The organism is Streptomyces rhizosphaerihabitans (genome assembly GCF_025399795.1).
Taxonomy (GTDB): domain Bacteria; phylum Actinomycetota; class Actinomycetes; order Streptomycetales; family Streptomycetaceae; genus Streptomyces; species Streptomyces rhizosphaerihabitans.
Genome location: NZ_JAODTZ010000009.1, coordinates 86,852 through 103,996, shown reverse-complemented (window position 1 = coordinate 103,996; position 17,145 = coordinate 86,852). Strand labels below are relative to the sequence as shown.

11 protein-coding genes are annotated in these 17,145 nt (G+C 72.0%); 5 read left to right on the top strand and 6 right to left on the bottom strand.

Annotation, left to right across the window (positions count from 1 at the left end; all coding sequences use genetic code 11):
• Positions 1-123: 123 nt before the first annotated feature.
• Positions 124-2,688: an ABC transporter permease gene (locus N4G66_RS11735; protein WP_261703969.1), complete on the bottom strand. Its 2,565-nt coding sequence runs from the start codon at positions 2,686-2,688 to the stop codon at positions 124-126.
• Positions 2,685-3,473 carry an ABC transporter ATP-binding protein gene (locus tag N4G66_RS11730; RefSeq protein WP_261703968.1) on the bottom strand — a complete coding sequence of 263 codons (789 nt, stop codon included), beginning with the start codon at positions 3,471-3,473 and terminating at the stop codon, positions 2,685-2,687. Before N4G66_RS11730 ends, N4G66_RS11735 begins: the two co-directional genes overlap by 4 nt.
• Positions 3,474-3,925: 452 nt before the next feature.
• Here N4G66_RS11730 and N4G66_RS11725 point away from each other — a divergent pair, with 452 nt between their 5' ends.
• Positions 3,926-5,467: an MFS transporter gene (locus N4G66_RS11725; protein ID WP_391858797.1), complete on the top strand. Its 1,542-nt coding sequence runs from the start codon at positions 3,926-3,928 to the stop codon at positions 5,465-5,467.
• A gap of 224 nt (positions 5,468-5,691) precedes the next feature.
• Here the strand turns inward: N4G66_RS11725 and N4G66_RS11720 are convergent, their stop codons facing one another.
• Complete coding sequence (locus tag N4G66_RS11720; RefSeq protein ID WP_261703967.1) at positions 5,692-7,455, bottom strand: C40 family peptidase; 1,764 nt, start codon at positions 7,453-7,455, stop codon at positions 5,692-5,694.
• Positions 7,456-7,840: 385 nt separating this feature from the next.
• Between N4G66_RS11720 and N4G66_RS11715 the strand changes: the two genes are divergently transcribed.
• Together N4G66_RS11715 and N4G66_RS11710 are read left to right on the top strand one after the other, a co-directional pair.
• Entirely contained in the window at positions 7,841-8,446 is a 606-nt protein-coding gene (locus N4G66_RS11715; protein ID WP_315903636.1) for a DUF485 domain-containing protein, read from the top strand.
• Positions 8,443-10,077 carry a sodium/solute symporter gene (locus N4G66_RS11710; RefSeq protein ID WP_261703966.1) on the top strand — a complete coding sequence of 545 codons (1,635 nt, stop codon included), beginning with the start codon at positions 8,443-8,445 and terminating at the stop codon, positions 10,075-10,077. Before N4G66_RS11715 ends, N4G66_RS11710 begins: the two co-directional genes overlap by 4 nt.
• Positions 10,078-10,521: 444 nt before the next feature.
• On the opposite strand, the gene N4G66_RS11705 is transcribed toward N4G66_RS11710, so the two are convergent.
• From N4G66_RS11705 to N4G66_RS11695, 3 genes are all read right to left on the bottom strand, one after another.
• Complete coding sequence (locus N4G66_RS11705) at positions 10,522-11,409, bottom strand: cellulose-binding protein (protein ID WP_261703965.1); 888 nt, start codon at positions 11,407-11,409, stop codon at positions 10,522-10,524.
• Positions 11,410-11,767: 358 nt separating this feature from the next.
• A complete protein-coding gene (locus N4G66_RS11700) occupies positions 11,768-14,755 on the bottom strand; it encodes an SUKH-4 family immunity protein (protein WP_261703964.1) in 2,988 nt (995 codons plus the stop codon).
• A gap of 7 nt (positions 14,756-14,762) precedes the next feature.
• Positions 14,763-15,767: an SMI1/KNR4 family protein gene (locus N4G66_RS11695; RefSeq protein ID WP_261703963.1), complete on the bottom strand. Its 1,005-nt coding sequence runs from the start codon at positions 15,765-15,767 to the stop codon at positions 14,763-14,765.
• A 229-nt stretch (positions 15,768-15,996) separates the two neighbouring features.
• On the opposite strand from N4G66_RS11695, the gene N4G66_RS11690 reads away from it, so the two are divergent.
• The gene (locus tag N4G66_RS11690) at positions 15,997-16,500 is read left to right on the top strand and encodes a YwqJ-related putative deaminase (RefSeq protein WP_261703962.1); all 504 of its coding nucleotides are present in this window, start codon (positions 15,997-15,999) and stop codon (positions 16,498-16,500) included.
• A gap of 93 nt (positions 16,501-16,593) precedes the next feature.
• Entirely contained in the window at positions 16,594-17,124 is a 531-nt protein-coding gene (locus tag N4G66_RS11685; protein ID WP_261703961.1) for an SUKH-3 domain-containing protein, read from the top strand.
• Positions 17,125-17,145: the final 21 nt, after the last annotated feature.

Here is a 17,145-nt window from a genome sequence, read left to right as displayed (position 1 = left end):
CGCGCTCCGGGAACGGTCCCGGACACGCCGTGGGCCCGGTCCCGAGGAAGTGACTCCCTCGGGGCCGGGCCCGTCCCCCGCAACCCCCGTACGCGGTGGCTCGGTTCGACCGTCCGCCGGTGGCTAGTCGGTGGCGATCGCGTTCAGTACGTTCATCCGGCCCGCCCGGAACGCCGGGATCAGGGCGGCGAACAGGCCCACGAAGGCCGAGCCGATGAAGACCCCGATGATGGTCGGCCAGGGGATCTCCAGAACCTTCAGGCCCTCCAGGGCGAGGAGTTTCTGGGCGGTGGCGCCCCAGCTCATCCCGAGGCCCAGGCCGAGGAGGGCGCCGAAGAGGGCGATGACGACCGACTCCAGGCGGATCATGCGGCGCAGCTGGCGGCGGGAGAGCCCGATGGCGCGCATCAGGCCGATCTCGCGGGTGCGCTCGACGACCGACAGCGCAAGGGTGTTCACCACCCCGAGGATCGCCACCACGATCGCCAGACCCAGCAGGCCGTAGACCATGTTCAGGAGCTGGCCCACCTGGTCCTTCAGTTCCTGCTTGTAGTCCGTCTGGTCGCGGACCTGGTACTGCGGGTACGGCTCCATGGACTTCTTCAGGGCCGCGTACGCCTGCTTCTCCTGGCCGGGCTCGGCCTTGGCGAACATGATCTCGTTCGGCGGGATCCTGTTCGCGGGCAGGTACTTCTTCATCGTCTCGATGCTCGTGTACCGGACCTCGTGGTCGATGGCGACGTCGTCGTCCGTGATGGCCGCGACCTTGAGCTTGGCCGTGGCACCGCCCTTGAAGGCGACGCTCAGGGTGTCGCCGACCCGCACGCCGTGCTTCTCGGCGTACTTGGAGCCCACCGACATGGCGTTCTTGCCGTAGGCGGCCGCCAGGTCACCGGCGGTCGTCTTGCGCCGCAGGTCCTGGGCGTAGGACGGGTCGGCGGCGGTGATGCCGGAGTCGTCGACCTTGCCGTCCGGCGAGGTCGTCTTCGCCTCGATGTCCTTGTAGCGGGTGACGTGTTCCAGGCCCGGGGTCTTCTCCATGGCCTGCTCGGCCTGCGGGACGATCCGCTGCTGGCCCTGGACGATGAAGTCCGCGCCGACCGACTTGTCGAGCTCGTCGGTCGCCGAGGCCACCATGGAGGAGCCGACCACCGACAGGCAGGCGACCAGCGCCAGGCCGATCATCAGGGCCGCGCCGGTGGCACCGGTGCGGCGCGGGTTGCGCAGCGCGTTGCGCTCGGCGAGCCGGCCTACGGGTCCGAACATCCGCAGCAGCACGGCGCTGATCACCCGGACCACACCGCCCGCCAGCAGCGGGCCGACGATCACGAAGCCGATCAGGGTGAGGACGATGCCCGCGCCGAGGACCAGTGAGCCGTCGCTCGCCTTGTCGGCGGTGGCCGCCGTGTAGAGCGCGAACGCTCCGGCACCCGTCAGGGCCAGACCGATCAGACCTCGGACGAGACCCGCCCTGCCGTCCGCCGGGGTGCCGGCGTCACGCAGGGCTGCCATCGGGGAGACCTTCCCGGCGCGCCGGGCGGGCAGATAGGCGGCCAGGACCGTGACGACGACGCCGAGGATCATGCCGATGACCGGGGTGGCCGCCTTGACGGTCAGGTCACGGGTGGAGAGGTCCATGCCCATGGACGACATGAGTTTCATCAGGCCGACCGCGAGGCCGACGCCCGCGGCGACGCCGAGGACCGAGCCGACGAAGCCGAGCAGCAGCGCCTCGACCAGCACCGAGCGGTTGACCTGCTTGCGGGAGGAGCCGATGGCGCGCATCAGACCGATCTCGCGGGTGCGCTGGGCGACCAGCATCGAGAAGGTGTTGATGATCAGGAAGATGCCGACCAGGAACGCGATCCCGGCGAAGCCGAGCATGGCGTACTTGATGACGTTCATGAACTGGCCGACGCCCTTGCGGCTCTCGTCGGCGTTCTCCTTCTGCGTCTGGATCTTGTACGACCCGTGGAGCGCGGCGGAGACGTTCTGCTTGAGGCGCGCGTCGGAGACGCCCGACGCGGCGGTGACGTTGATCTGGGTGAACCGGCCGGTGGAGCCGAGCAGTTCACGCTGGGCGGTGGCGGTGTCGAACCAGACGACGGCTGCACCGGGGTTGGTCACCTTGAAGGTGGCGATCCCGACGATCCTGGCCTTGAAGTCACCGGTGACCGCGATGGTGCGCAGCTCGTCGCCCATCTTGAGATGGTGCTTGTCCGCGGTGTCGACGTCGACCATCGCCTCGGTGGGTCCGCGCGGGGCGCGGCCGGAGGTGATCTCCGTGGAACGGAGGTCGTTGCGCGTCCAGTTGCCGGCGATGGTCGGGGCGCCGGTGGTGGAGCCCATGTTCTTGTTGTGGCTGTCGACGACGGTCACGTTCATCGAATTGACCGCGCCCTCGGCGGACTTGACACCGTCCGTCTGCTTCGCCCGCGCCAGCACGGAGGCCGGCACCGACTCGGGCTTGCCGTTCTGCGGGGTGTCGTCGCTCTTGGCGGCCTTCGGCAGCACCGTCACATCGGAGGAGGTGGCCGCGAAGAGTTTGTCGAACGTCGTGTTCATCGTGTCGGTGAACACGAGCGTGCCGCAGACGAAGGCCACCGACAGCAGGACCGCCACGGCGGACAGGGCCATGCGCCCCTTGTGCGCGAAGAAGTTGCGCATCGAGGTCTTGAGGACGGTCATGACGTCCGCCCGCGGGAGTCGAAGTCCTTCATGCGGTCCAGGACCTGGTCGGCCGTCGGCTGGTGCATCTCGTCGACGATCCTGCCGTCCGCGAGATACAGCACGCGGTCCGCGTACGAGGCCGCCACCGGGTCGTGCGTGACCATCACGATGGTCTGGCCCAGATCGTCCACCGAGCGGCGCAGGAAGCCCAGGACCTCGGCGCCGGCCCGGGAGTCGAGGTTTCCGGTCGGTTCGTCGCCGAAGATGATCTCGGGGCGGGCCGCCAGCGCCCGCGCCACCGCGACACGCTGCTGCTGGCCGCCGGAGAGCTGGTTCGGGCGGTGCTTGAGCCGGTCCGCGAGCCCGACGGTCTCCACGACCTGGTCCAGCCAGCGCTTGTCGGGCTTGCGGCCCGCGATGTCCATCGGGAGCGTGATGTTCTCCAGGGCGTTCAGCGTCGGCAGCAGGTTGAACGCCTGGAAGATGAAGCCGATCCGGTCCCGGCGCAGCTGCGTCAGCTTCTTGTCCTTGAGCCCGGTGATCTCGGTCTCGTCGAGGAAGATCTGGCCGGAGGTGACGGTGTCCAGTCCGGCGAGGCAGTGCATCAGAGTGGATTTTCCGGAGCCCGAGGGTCCCATGATCGCGGTGAACCGGCCCCGCGCGATGTCCACGTCGACATGGTCGAGGGCGACGACTCGGGTCTCCCCCGACCCGTACGCCTTGACGACCTGCCGCGCCCGCGCGGCGACGGCCGTACGCCCTCCAGTGCCCTCGTGCCTGGGAATGCTTACAGCCGATGTCACGGTATGTCTCCTAAGTCGGCCAGCAGGGGAAACTGCTGGGCTGCGAAAGTCTGCGAGCGGGTGCGACGGCCGCGGAGGTCCGCGCCACCGAGAGGCGGTGCGCCGGCCACGTCCGTAAGTCTGGTGCCGGGAGGGGGTCGGCCGCGCTGGTGCACGACCCCGTCTTCTGCTGGGGAAAACCCCACCCCCGTGGGTGCGGTCCGTACGACCTGAACGCGCCCTCGACGGCGTAAAGCCAGGTTAAGGACGCCCATGGCCCCGTCTCGTCCTCCGGCGGGACGAACCCTCCCCGACCCCTGGTACGGAGATCCCCCTAGGGGTCCTCCACCCGTCGGTGGACAACTCCTCGGGGTCGGTTCCACCCCCGGGCCCACACAGCCTCCACCCTCCCCCGGCGTGAGGCTCAAGTGGGAAGCTGGTCCCGGCCGATAGATGCAGGGGGAAGGAATCCCGTGGGCAAGGGCGACACCGAGATACCGGTCGTACGGGAGCGCCCTCCCCGCACGACCCGCGCCGGGACCCGGCGGCGGCGCGCCGTCGTCGCCGCGCTCATGCTGGCGATGGCTCTTGCCGCGCTCGACTCCACCATCGTGTCGACCGCCGTTCCGCAGATCGTCGGCGACCTCGGCGGATTCTCCGTCTTCTCCTGGCTGTTCTCGGGCTATCTGCTGGCCGTCACGGTCACGCTGCCCGTCTACGGCAAACTCTCCGACACCTTCGGCCGCAAGCCGGTCCTCGTGGCGGGCGCCGCCGTCTTCCTCCTCGGCTCACTGCTCTGCGCCACCGCCTGGAACATGGCCGCGCTCATCGCCTTCCGCGTCGTGCAGGGTCTGGGCGGCGGCGCCCTCCAGGGCACCGTGCAGACACTCGCCGCCGATCTGTACCCGCTCAGGGAACGCCCGAAGATCCAGGCCAAGCTGTCCACCGTGTGGGCGACTTCGGCCATCGCGGGTCCCGCCCTGGGCGGAGTCCTCGCGGCGTACGCCGACTGGCGGTGGATCTTCCTCGTCAACCTGCCGATCGGCGCCCTCGCCCTGTGGCTGATCGTCCGTCATCTGCACGAACCGCAGCGGGCGCAGCCGGCCCGTCGGCCCCGGATCGACTGGGCGGGCGCCCTCGCGGTGTTCGCCTGCGGCGGTGTCCTGCTGACCGCGCTGGTGCAGGGCGGTGTCGCCTGGGACTGGCTCTCGGCTCCCTCGATCACCCTGTTCGGCACGGGCCTCTGTCTGGTCGCGGTCGTCGTGGCCGTCGAACGGCGGGCCGCCGAACCGATCATCCCGGGCTGGGTGTGGCGCCGCCGGACGATCGCCGCGGTCAACCTGGCGCTCGGGGCGCTGGGCCTGCTCATGGTCGCGCCGACGGTCTTCCTGCCCACCTACGCGCAGGCGGTCCTCGGCCTCGCCCCGGTCGCCGCCGGATTCGTGCTCTCCGTATGGACGTTGAGCTGGCCGGTGTCCGCCGCGCTCAGTCAGCACGTCTACCGCCGCATCGGCTTCCGCAACACCGCGATGCTCGGCATCGGCACGGCGAGCCTGCTCCTGCTCGCCTTCCCCTTCCTGCCCTATCCGGGCGAGCCGTGGCAGCCCGCCCTGCTGATGCTGCTGCTGGGCGGCGCGCTCGGGCTCTTCCAGCTCCCCCTGATCATCGGCGTCCAGTCCACCGTCGGGTGGGCCGAGCGCGGGACGACCACCGCCTCCGTCCTCTTCTGCCGGCAGACCGGACAGACCCTGGGCGCCGCCCTGTTCGGCGCCGTCGCCAACGGAGTGCTGACCGCGCGGCTCGGCGGCGCCGGGGATCTCGACGCGGTGACCCGGGCACTGGACTCGGGCGCGCCGGCCGGACAGCTGCGCCACGCGGTCGCCGACGCGGTCCACGCCGTCTATCTGGGCGCCGCCGGTGCCGCCGCCCTCGCCTTCCTGGTCCTGCTGTTCGTCGCGCCGCGCCGCTTCCCGGTGCTCACGGACCCCACGGACCCCACGGATTCCACGGGCTGACCGCGGCGCGACGGCTCGTCCCCCCACCTGTTCGCCGAGGTGGTCACCCCCGGTCCGAAGGACCCCTGGACTTCGTCGACGTCGTCGGACCGATCGACGGAGTCCGGCAGGTGCGGTCCTTCCCGTGCTTCGGGATCCACACCCGCCGGTATCTCCGGGACGTCTACCGAGCTCCGCCGGGAACCGCGCGACCGCTTCCGGGCGGCGGGTTCAGAGCAGCGGGTTCAGATACGGCGCACGGTGTGCAGCTTCGTCGCGTACGTGCCCGTGCCGTCGAGCAGCGACGCCCCGCCCAGGTCGGACATGGTGGGCCCGTCGACCGTCTTACGGCTGGAGAGGAAACGCCGCTTGCCGGCCGCGTCCTGGCCCAGGTAGATACCGACATGGTCGACGGTCACGGTGCCGGAACCCGTGCCGTCGTCGCTCGAGTCCGCGTTGAACAGCACCAGATCGCCGGGCTGGAGCAAGGCCGCGACGGGCGGGGCGGTGCCGTCGGTGCGGTCGACGAGAACCCCGGGCGCGTGGTCGGCGATGTCCCGCGACTTGCGCGGAATCCGGTTCCCGGACGTGTCCTCCCCCGCGGCCAGTGGCACCCCCATGTGATAGCCGTAGACCATCCGTGTGTAACCCGAGCAGTCGAGGTTGCCGACCTGCTTGCTGCTCGGCCCGGTGTAGGTCCCGTCGGGGAAGGTCCAGCCCACGTTCATGTACTCGTGGAAGTCGGCGCCCTCGTAGCGGTAGCCCTGCGGGTCGAGATAGCCGTAACCGGCCTCGCCCAGCACCTGTTTGCCCTGGGCAGGCCCGGCTCCGGCCGTCACGGCCGGAGCGTCCGCGAGGAACATGGCGGCATACGCGAGGACATCGGGGACCGTGGAGCCGGCCCAGCCGCGGATCGTCTGCTCCAGCTGGGGCGTCCAGGTCCCGTCGAACGGCTCGGGCAGCACCCGCACCCAGTCGCCGTGCGTGACGGTGGGCGGGGTCTGCCAGTTCGCGGCGTCCACCTCGTAGCGGCTGACGGACAGGGCGACCGGCAGGTTCGTACAGCCCTTGTTGGCCAGGGCGCGCAGGCCCACGCGGCCCTTGGCGAAGGTGGAGTCGGTGACGTCGACGGCCCACGCGGACGGCTCGGCCGACGCCGACCGCCATGCCTTGGCCTGGATCCGGGTGCCCTCCCGGCGCACCCGGATCGTCCAGTCGGTTCCCGCGGGCACACTCGTGGAGAGGGTGAGGGTGGCGGCCAACTGCGTCACCGTGTCGTCGACCTCCTTCTCGACGCGCAGCTCGACCGCGCCCGACGTCAGGAACGACAACCGGGCCCGGTAGTTGCTGTGCGTGCTCTGGTAGCCGAACGTCAGCCCGAACGAACACGCCTGACCGGTGGGTATCTTGTCGAACCGTGCCGTGCAGCGGGCATCGACGTCCGTGATCTCGTCGTCTCGCAGGCTGGCGTGCCGGCTGTAGTTCTCGGTGGTGAGACTGACGACGCCACCGCCCGGCACGACGGAGTAGTCGGTGTCCACCGGCCCGAGCGTCGACCAACTGCCGCCACCGGGAGACGTACCCCAGTAGGCCCGGTCCGCCGGGTCGAGCGAAGGGTCGGGCAGGGTGCGCTGGAAGTCGTCCACGAAGGGCCGCTTGTTCTCCGCGAACCTGCGCTGCGGCCCCGGCACCACGACAGTCCGCGCCCCATGGGTCAGCAACGCGACGCGCCGGCCGCCGGAGGTGATCTCGGTGCGCACCGGGGTTCCCGCCAGCACGGTCGCGGTGAGCGGGGCGCCGAGTGTCACCGAGCTGAAGTAGGAGGCGTCCAACGGCGGCAGAGTCACCGAGGAGCGGGCCGAGGAGAGGCCGGCCGGACCCGCGAACGGATCAACGGGAACGGCCGCTCCGGCGGCACGGGCCGGTGCCGCCGCCGCTCCGGCGAGCGGCACGGAGGCGGCGGAGGCCGCGAGAACGGCGAGAAGTCTTCTTCGAGAGGTGTGAGGCATGAAGATCATGATCCCGGACGGGTCGAACACATGAACAGCAATGCTTTGGTCGGGTTCGGATCCCGATGGGACGGGCACGGTCCCCGCCGGAGCCTCCGCCGGGGCGTTTCGCCCTGACGGTCCGCGCCGGCCTCGCCGCGCCCCCGTGTCACGGCTCCCGCAGACGGCGCCATGCCTCGTAGCGCCCGGCAGCGTCTCCTCGATCGGCCGGTAGGAGATGCCTGGTTCGAACCACTTCGGCGGGCACGGCCGCGGTAAGCGCATACCGACCGACCAGTTCGGTGAAACGGTCGCGCGCTCGCGCTACCTACGAGTAGCGTGCGCTGCTCACCCCCCAGCTCCCTGCGGTCCCGCACCGGACCCGAGCCACGCAAGGAGAACCGGGATGCCAGACGCGTTCTCGTCCCCCGAGCACCCAAGGCCACGTCAGCAGCGCCCGCACCAACGGCAGTACCCACCGCCCCAGCCACCACGGAACCCCCCGTATCAACAGCCGTACCAGCCGTATCCGCCGTACGACGAGCAACCCCAGCAACCTCAGCAGCCCCGGCACTCCGGATATCCGGTGTCCGACCCCGACCCCACTTCCGCTCCCGCTCCCGCTCCCGCCCAGCTGACCTACCCCTGGCAGCCACAGTCCCGGCCTCCCGAGCCCCCTCCGCGGCGGATGCCCCGCCACCAGCCGCTCGGACAGCACAGCGACATCAGGCTCCTGCGCGGCGCCTACCGCCGGCAGCGGCGTGTCGCGACCCTCACCGCGCTCGGCTACTTCACCCTCTTCCTCCTCCTGTCGGCCTTCGCTCCGTCGCTGATGACGAGCACGGTGTCCGGCGGACTGTCGACCGGCCTGCTGCTCGGCCTGCTCCAAGTCCCCGTCACCTGCCTGGCCATCTGGCTGTACGAGCACTCCGCGCGCCGACGCGTCGACCCGATCGCGGACCGGATCCGCAAGCAGACCGAACTGGACGCGAAACGGGAGGCGGCACGATGACGGGGTTCACCAGTTCCGCGCAGGCCATGTCGCTCGTGGCGTTCACGGCCGTCGCCACGATCACCCTGCTGCTGTGCGTGATGACCGGCCCGGACCGCGACGACCTGGACGAGTTCTACACCGGCTACGGATCGCTCTCACCGATGCGCAACGGCCTCGCCATCGCCGGGGACTACATCTCCGCGGCGAGCGTGCTCGGCACCGGCGGCGTCATCGCGCTGGCCGGCTACGACGGGGTCGTCCTCGCCCTGAGCACGGCCCTCTCCCTGATGCTGCTGATGTTCCTGCTGGCCGAACCGCTGCGCAACGCGGGCCGGTTCACCATGGGCGACGCGCTCGCGCGCCGGACGCCGGGCCGTGCCGTCCGCAACACGGCCTGCGCGGTGACCATCGTGGCACTGCTGCCCCTGATGCTGGTCCAACTGGCCGGCGCGGGCGACCTGCTGGCGTTCGTCCTCGGCTTCTCCGGCGACTCCCTCAAGACCGGCTGCGTCATCGGCCTCGGCGCGCTGATGATCAGCTACGCGGCGATCGGCGGCATGAAGGGCACCGCCCTCATCCAGATCCTGAAGATCGTGATGCTGCTCGGCTCGGGCGCGGTCGTCGCCGTACTCGTCCTGCAGCGCTTCGACTGGAACCCCGGCACGCTGCTGGCCGCCGCCGCCGGGAACAGCGGCGTGGGCGACGCCTTCCTGCACTCCGGCCTCCAGTTCACCGGCGGCGCCAGCCCCCGCGTGGACATGATCACCTCGGAGCTGACGGTCGTCCTCGGCGGCGCCTGCCTCCCCCACATCACCATGCGCATGTACACGGCGGACAGTGCCCGTCAGGTGCGCCGGTCGCTGTCCTGGGCGGTGCCGTGCGTGGCCCTGTTCGTGCTGATCGTCAGCGTCATCGGCTTCGGCGCCACGGCCATGATCGGCCGCGATGTGATCGCCGGGGCCGATCCACAGGGCAACACGGCCTACCTGCTGGGCTCCAGAGCCGTCTTCGGCACATCCGTCTCCACCGCCGAGACGCTCCTGTTCACCACCGTGACGACAGCGATCTTCCTGACGCTGCTCGCCTCCGTCGCCGGCATGATCCTGGCCTGCGCCAACTCCCTCGCCCACGACGTGTTCGCGCACAGCAGGCTCTTCCGGGGCCGTCGCCACGACGACGAACTCTCCCCGCGCCGCGAGATGCTCCTCGCCCGTATCTCGGCGCTGGCGGTGGGGGCACCGGCCATCCTGCTCGCCACCCTCGCCCAGCACCGCAGTCTGCAGCCGCTGGTCACCCTGTCCTTCTGCATCGGCGCCTCCGCGATCGCGCCCGCGCTGGTCTACAGCCTCTTCTGGCGCCGCTACACCCGCACCGGCCTCCTCGCCACCCTCATCGGCGGCACCCTCACCGTCCTCGTCCTCATGCCCGGCACCAACCTCGTCTCCGGCTCCCCCACCGCCGCGTTCCCGGACGCCGACTTCAACTGGTTCCCGTTCACCACGACCGGCCTCGTGTCGATCCCGCTGGGCTTCGCCTACGGGTGGATCGGAACGGTGGCCTCGGGGCGCCGGAAGGCGGAGGAGCAGCGGAGGCAGTACGAGGCGGTGGAGGGATGGATTCTGGCGGGGGCGATACGGAGGGGGCGGTGAGGGAACGGCAGGGGGCGAGGGAGTGCGAGGGGGCGCCTTCCCCACCGGGCTAGACGGGCGGCCGGTTAGGAAACCGCCGCGTAGCGACGGTGGAGACCCCCCGCGGAGCGGAGAAGGGCCGGGCCGCGGCGCGACGGAGAGGCACCGCGCAGCGGGGGAAAGCGCCAGGGCCGCGAAGCGGCTGGGGAGCCCCGTGAGGGACCGGCCCCCGCCTAGGGCCTGTCTGACAATTCACGTCGGATCGGACCGCGGCGTCCGGTGCCGTGCATCGCAAGGCGGAGGGTGGCCCTCGTACCGGGCGTACTCGGGCGTGCCCGACAACGCGGCGTGGGGGTCCCCCTGCTCGAAGAGCTCGGGGCAGTGCGGTGCCTGGGGGCACCTCCCAGCGGTAGCTGGGGGAGCGCCGCGGGCCCGGCGGGAATTGTCAGACAGGCCCCAACGGGGCTACTCCGCCGGAGCCCGCCCCGTGAGGGACGTGAGACTGCTCTGTACGTGGTCCATATGGGCCCGTACGTGATCCCACCGCTCCCCGTGCTCGCGCAGCACCCGGTCGGTCTCCCGGGCGATCCGTTCCTCCCTGACCCGGGCCTCGGCGAGCAGCTCGGCGGCCCGCGCCGCCGCGTCCTCCTGCCGGTGCCGGTCCGACTCCTCCGCCTCGGCCAGGGCCCGGGTGGCCCGGGCGAGCGACTCCTCGGCGCGCGCCGCGCGTTCGACGTGGTGCGCCTCGAACGCGGCCTGGCGCTCGGCGTCGGCCCGCTCGGCCTCCGCCCACCGCGCGGTCTGCTCCGCGTCCTGCCCGGTCACCAGGACCTCCGCCCGCCGGCGCACCTCGCGCAGCACGGTCAGCATCTCCCCCCGGTTCTCCTTGACGTCCCGCCGGGCGGAGATCCTCACCTCGTCGGCCTCGGCACGCGCGTCGAGGAGCCGCCGCAGAGCCCACTCCTCCGCCTCGACGCGCACCTCTTCGGCGTACGCCTGTGCGGCCTCCCGCACTTCACGCCCCGCGGCCTCGGCCTCCTCGGCCTCCGACAGGGCTTCGCGCCGTGCCTCCTCCCGCAGGGCCCCGGCCTCCTCCTCGGCGAGCTGGAAGATCCGCCGCGCCCGCTCGCCGAGCTCCTCGTACGTCTGCGGGGCGAGCCGCGTCACGGCCTCCCGCATCCGCTCCGCCTCGGCCTCCATGTCCTTCGCCAGCACGGTGAGCCGGGCGGCCCGCTCCCACGCGGCGTCGCGGCCCCGGGAGAGCGCCGCGGCGTACGCGTCGACCTGTTCGGGACGGTAGCCACGTCCCCGTACGGCCACGAAGCCGTGCGGCGACACCGATGTGCTGCTCATCCTTGGACCCCTCTCCGCCCGACACACACGAAAAGACGATTTCGCGCACATCTTGATGGATCGCACGGAAGTGTTCATAACGCGACACTCCGCCCGTCCATTCGGCCCGAGACGGGTCACACCCGTGTCATTTGAGGTCAGCGGCCCGAGGCGTGCCGTCGGCACGACGCCCGAAGACGAGCGGTTCGGCCCTCGCACGGCCCCACGCGCCGACGCCTTCCACCCGCCGTACGGAGCCGGCGCACCACCCGTACGAACGGATGAGGCGCCCGACCCGTCACACGGGTCGAGCGCCTCATCCGTACTGCCGTAACTGCCTTTGTCCTGGTGGTGCCGCCGCTCTCCTATCGGGCCGCGGCTACAGCAGTCCGTCCCACATCTCCTCCAGCAGGACCGACCACCAGCTCTCCGGGGAGGCGAGTGCCGCCGGGTCGAGCGAGGCGAGCTGCGCCTGGAAGTCGACGGTCCAGCGGCCCGCCTGCTCCTGGTTGAGACCGAACCGCAGCCGCCACATCCGGCCGAGCAGCGCGAGGCAGCGCGCGAACTCGGGCAGACCGGTGTTCACGAACTGCGGCGGCACCGGAGCGCCCCCGGGACCGGCCTCCACCGGCACGGCGACGATGTTCGCCGTGCCGTACTGGACGCAGATCGCCTTGCCGAAGTCGCTGCCCATGACGAGGTACGAGCCCGCGTCCGGGGACGCCGCCACCCCGCGCTCCTGCGCCAGTTCGGCGAGTGTCGGCACCGGACGGCCCGGCTGGGCCTGCGCCCAGAAGAACGGCCCCATGTCGACCGGCAGTCCGGCCACGACCAGGGTGTGCGCCACGATGTTGGGCACGCCCTGCCGCGACACGGCCGCCTGGTCGAACCGGAACATCCCCGGCCCGAACGCCGCCGCCAGCTCCTGACCGATCGCCTCCGGCGGGATCGGCGGCGCGGGCTGCACCGGCGGAATCGGCGCCCGTACCGGCGCAGGCCGCGCCGGTCCGTCCGCGACCTGATGCAACTCGCCCTGATGCGCGAGGAGTTGGTGCATCCCCTGCTGCCGGCTCGCGTGATCCGTGCCGTACGGCGCGATGCTCGTGATCCGCGCCTGCGGGAAGGTCTCCCTGATCATCCGCGCGCAGTACGCGCCCGGCAGCTCACAGGACTCCAACTCCGTGTGCAGCTCCAGCACCTGCTGCGGCGGCACGTTCATCGCGCGCAACTCGTGCAGGATCTGCCACTCCGGATGCGGTGTACCCGGCGCGGACCGCCGGATCAGCTGCTGCTCCGACCCGTCGTGCGCCCGATACCGCAGCACGGCCTGATAGCCGGGCCCGACGGTCGGCTGCCCCGCCTGCGGATAGCCGTACGCGGGCGGCTGCTGCCCCGGCATCGGCTGTCCCGGCATGGGCTGCTGTCCGGGCAGCGGCTGAGGGACACCCTGCGGCATACCGGGGGCCTGCGGAGGCGGCGGCGCACCCGGGCCCCCGACAGGAGGCCCGGTGAACATGGTCGCGGCATGGTGCACCCCACCGGGAGGCGTGCCCCCGTGAGGCTGGGGCGCACCGGGCGCACCGGGCGCACCAGGGGCGCCGGGTGGCGGCGGCGCACCCGGTCCGCCCACCGGAGGCCCGGCCAGCATCGTCGCGGCGTGGTGCACTTCACCCGGAGGCGTGGCGCCCGGCGGGTTCGGCACACCGGGACCGGCCTGCTGCCAGGGTGCGCCCGGTACTCCGGGCGCACCAGGGGCACCCGGAGGCTGCGGCGCCCCGGGCCCGCCCACCGCGGGCCCCGCCAGCATCGTCGCGGCATGGTGGACTCCACCGCCCGGAGGCGTGGCGCCGGGCGGCTGGGGCGCACCGGGCGCCCCCGGAGCCATCTCGGGCCCGTCCGGCCCGAGCTGCGAAACAAGCTGCGTCGGCACATACCCGCCCGCGGGCGCTCCCGGAGCGCCCGGCCCGGACGGCGGAGGCGTGCCGCCCGGCCGCGCACCCGGCATCCCGGGGGCGCTCGGCGGATGCGGAGCGCTCGCCCCGCCACCGCGCGCCCCGCGGGGCGGCGCCTGCGCCTTGCTGGTCGCGGCGTCGGCGATGTCACCGGCGTTCGGAGGCAGCGGTCGCGGCGGCGCGGCGGGCGGCGGTGTGCCGACGGCGCCCGGAGCGGGCGGGGTGCCGGGCGGCGGTGTGCCCGGACCCTGGGGGAAGCCGTACGCGGGCGCACCCGGCGGAGGCGTCCCCTGCGGACCACCGGGGACGGGGGCGCCGGGCGGCGGCGTGCCCGGGCCGGTCCCCGGGCCCTGCGGATAGCCGTACGCGGAGGCGCCGGGAGGCGGACCCTGCGCCCCGGGCCCCTGCGGATACCCGTACGACGACGCCCCGGGCGGCGGACCGCCGGGCGCGCCATGGCCCGGTGAAGAACCGGACGGCGCGGGGGAGTTCGGGTCGCCGGCCACGGGTGCCAGTGTCGTACGCGGAAGTTGGCTGCCCCCGGACATCATGGCGGTCCGGTCGTACGCCGCGGCGGGCGGCGGGGTGCGGGAGTCGTCGACATCGGAAAGCGGCGGCGCGAACACGGTCGCCGGCAACGGTACGGAACGGTCCTCCCCGGGATCGGCGTTCGTGTCCGTCCCCGCCCACGGGGTCGCGTCGGCGGGAATGTCCGGCCTCGCGTCCTGCGGAGCGGGGACCTCCTCGTCGTCGGTCGCGGCGGCCGGCCAGGGCGTAGCCCCACCGGGAACCGGCGGCACGCCAGGCGTGGTGGGAGGAACCGAGTAGGGCGAGGACGGCGAACCAGGCGGCCCGGCCGAGGAAGCCGCACGCCCTCCCGGCGTGGCCGGCACCCCGTGCGCCCCGGAGTCTCCCGGCGCACCCGGCAGCGAACTCCCGCCCCCGGAAGCCCCGTTCATGGACCCGTCCCCCGCGGCGGCGGCCGTACGCGACCCCGCCCCGTCGGAGGCCGACGATCCCGACCCCGTGCGCCGGTCCGGAATCCCCATCCTGTCCGCGGCCTCCTGCAGCCACTCCGGGGGACTCAGCAGGAACGACGTCTGATTCAGGTCGACCCGGGCCGCGGGCGCCGGCGCCGGTTCGGGGGACGCGTCCGGCGCCCCGTACTCCTCCTCGTACCGGCGGATGACCTCACCCACCGGCAGCGCGGGCCACAGCGTGGCCTCCCCGCTGTCCCGCGCGATGACGAGCCGCTGCGCGCCCCCGTCGGAACGCGGACCCTCGGCGCGGTCCTCCGCCCATACGACAAACCCGAGTTCGAACTCGCGTACCCGCACCTCGCGGTGCTGGTATCCGGGCACGTCCCCGTTGATCCACTCTTCCGCGCGCTCCTGCGCCTGCGCAAAGGTCACCATCGCAACGTCACTCCCCCACCGAAGACGCCGAAGACACCGAAGAGACGGGCACGGCGTACGCGAAACCGCCGTCCACCATCAGATTCGCCACCGTCTCCAGCTCCGGCGGATCACCGGCCAGCCGGGACAGGAACTGGTCGAAGTCGTCACCGCACGGCAGCAGCAGCCGCTGCACCCGCTCGGCCGGCGGCCAGGCATCCTGGTCCCGGGCGTCGTCGAACGCGCAGAACCAGACCGAACCGATCCGGTCGCCCTTCACCTTCACGGCCAGCAGACCGCCCTGCACGAACCCGACACCCAGGTAGTCCTTGGTCAGATGGTCGCGCAGACACTTGTTGACATACACGAGGTCATTGACGGCGGCCTCGTCGCGGACGGTGAAGAACGGCTGGTCCACCAGCAGTCCGAGCTCGGCGTCGAGCGCGGCGCCGACCGGCGCGCACCCGCCCGCCGCCTTCAGGAACGACCGGTAGGCGCCGGGCAGCCGGTAGCCGAGGTCCTCCTCGACCCCCAGTACCTGCTGCTCGGTCACCGCGACCGACGACTTCGGCAGCCCGAAGTGCACGGGCCGCGTCTCCTGCAACGGCCGCGTCCCCCGCTTGGAATGGTCGACAGCCGTGGTCGCGACACCACCGTGATGCCGCAGCAGCGCCTTCACCTCGACAGGCACCAACTCCAGCCGCCGGGTGCCCGCCACGTGATGCCACGTCCAGCCGTGCGGCGTCGCCACCGACGGAATCGTGTCCCACAGATCGTGGCCCGACGCGGCGAGCGCGGCGTTCGCGGAGACGTAGTCCGTCAGCCTCAACTCGTCGACTCCGAAACCCTCCGGGGGCTCGGCGATCTCCACCGCGCCGCGCGCGTAGAGCGAGAAGTCGGGATAGCCGCGCTCGTCGATCCGCACACCTCTGGGATGGCGTGCGGCCCGGACCGGATCCGGGAAGTGCACGACTTGCCCGGCGTAGGCCGCGTTCGGCGGCGCGGCTTGTTGCCCGAGCCGACCTGTCGTCATGGCGGTTGCCCCCTGCGGCGTTCTCAGTAGCTGGATGGAGCGCGGATGTCGACAGCCTATTCGGTTGTACGACACCGGTCACCGGGCCTCCGGTTCCGTGACCAGCCGTCACCTCGCCGTGACCGTAAACCGAAGACCTGGCGTGTCGCGGCGCCCCAGCTACCGCTCCCGCCACCGCATTTGGCAGTCTGTCTCCGCACCGGGGGATGCACGGGAGGGAAAAACGATCATGAATGCGACGCATACGGGCACGTCCGGGGATCCCCGGGTCGGGTGGAGCAGCGCCGAGGCACTGCACACCCCCACTCTGCTCTACCGCCGCGACGGCATACTGCCCACCGTCGCCGCCGCTCTCTCCGTGCGCGGCGCCACCCTCACCGGCACGGCCGCCCGCGGCGACCAGCCACCCGCTCTTCACCCGCTGGTCCAGGACTTCCTCGACACCCTCACGAACGCACAACGCGACCGCTTCACCGGCCGCTGCGCCGAGGCCATCCTGATCTCCCGGCACATCGCATCCGCCGACGCCGAACGCAGCAGGCGAGCCACCCGCAAGCCGATGACCAACGGCGAGGCCCGCAAGGTCCTCAAGGGGGCCAAGCTCACCGCGCGCCGCATCCGCGAGGACGGCGACCCGCTGCACGGCAGTTTCGCCGCGCCCTGCCGCTCCTGCACGGCGCTCAGCGACCACTTCGGCGTACGCGTCGTCGACCCGGCGGCACCGGACGCCTGAACTCCCCCACTCCCGCACACGTATTTCCCGCACACGTACTCATGACGGCGTCCCGCGACGCCGATGTCCCATCCCTCGACGAACGAAGGGCAGATGCACTCCGACCGCTCCTCCTCCAGCCTCTTCTCCCCTCCCGGACAGGGGGGACCCTCATCGCGTTTCCCCGGGCCCGTGGACGCCGCACTGCGCTCGGCGGGATGGCAGCCGGGACGCTGGGACATAAAGCAGGCCGAGTACTGGGCCGACGAGCTGCGCGGACACGCGTCGCCGGCCGGACACCGGCACGCCGTGTTTCCCGCGGCGGTCGAGGCATGGGCGGAGTTCGGAGGTCTGCGCGTCGGCGCCAAGGGACCCGGGCGCCAACTCGCCCCCGCCCTGCTCCATCTCGACCCCCTGCACGGGCTGCACATGGCCCGCACCCTCGGCGACCTCGGCCGCGCGCTCGACACCGAGGTCTGCCCCCTCGGCGAGGAGTCCGACTCCCACGCCCTGCTCGCCATCGACGCCGAGGGCCGGGTCTACACCCTCGACCACACCGGCGACTGGTACCTAGGCCCCCACATCGACGCCGCCCTCACCACCCTCCTCACCGGCACAGCCCCACCCCGCCTCACCACGACCTGACCCGGCCAGTCTTTTCGCCCC

Coding starts and splice junctions, on each gene's coding strand:
- N4G66_RS11720 (WP_261703967.1), bottom strand. CDS start 7,455: ATGCCTCACACCTCTCGAAGAAGACTTCTCGCCGTTCTCGCGGCCTCC.
- N4G66_RS11715 (WP_315903636.1), top strand. CDS start 7,841: ATGCCAGACGCGTTCTCGTCCCCCGAGCACCCAAGGCCACGTCAGCAG.
- N4G66_RS11690 (WP_261703962.1), top strand. CDS start 15,997: ATGAATGCGACGCATACGGGCACGTCCGGGGATCCCCGGGTCGGGTGG.
- N4G66_RS11685 (WP_261703961.1), top strand. CDS start 16,594: ATGCACTCCGACCGCTCCTCCTCCAGCCTCTTCTCCCCTCCCGGACAG.
- N4G66_RS11735 (WP_261703969.1), bottom strand. CDS start 2,688: ATGACCGTCCTCAAGACCTCGATGCGCAACTTCTTCGCGCACAAGGGG.
- N4G66_RS11700 (WP_261703964.1), bottom strand. CDS start 14,755: ATGGTGACCTTTGCGCAGGCGCAGGAGCGCGCGGAAGAGTGGATCAAC.
- N4G66_RS11705 (WP_261703965.1), bottom strand. CDS start 11,409: ATGAGCAGCACATCGGTGTCGCCGCACGGCTTCGTGGCCGTACGGGGA.
- N4G66_RS11695 (WP_261703963.1), bottom strand. CDS start 15,767: ATGACGACAGGTCGGCTCGGGCAACAAGCCGCGCCGCCGAACGCGGCC.
- N4G66_RS11710 (WP_261703966.1), top strand. CDS start 8,443: ATGACGGGGTTCACCAGTTCCGCGCAGGCCATGTCGCTCGTGGCGTTC.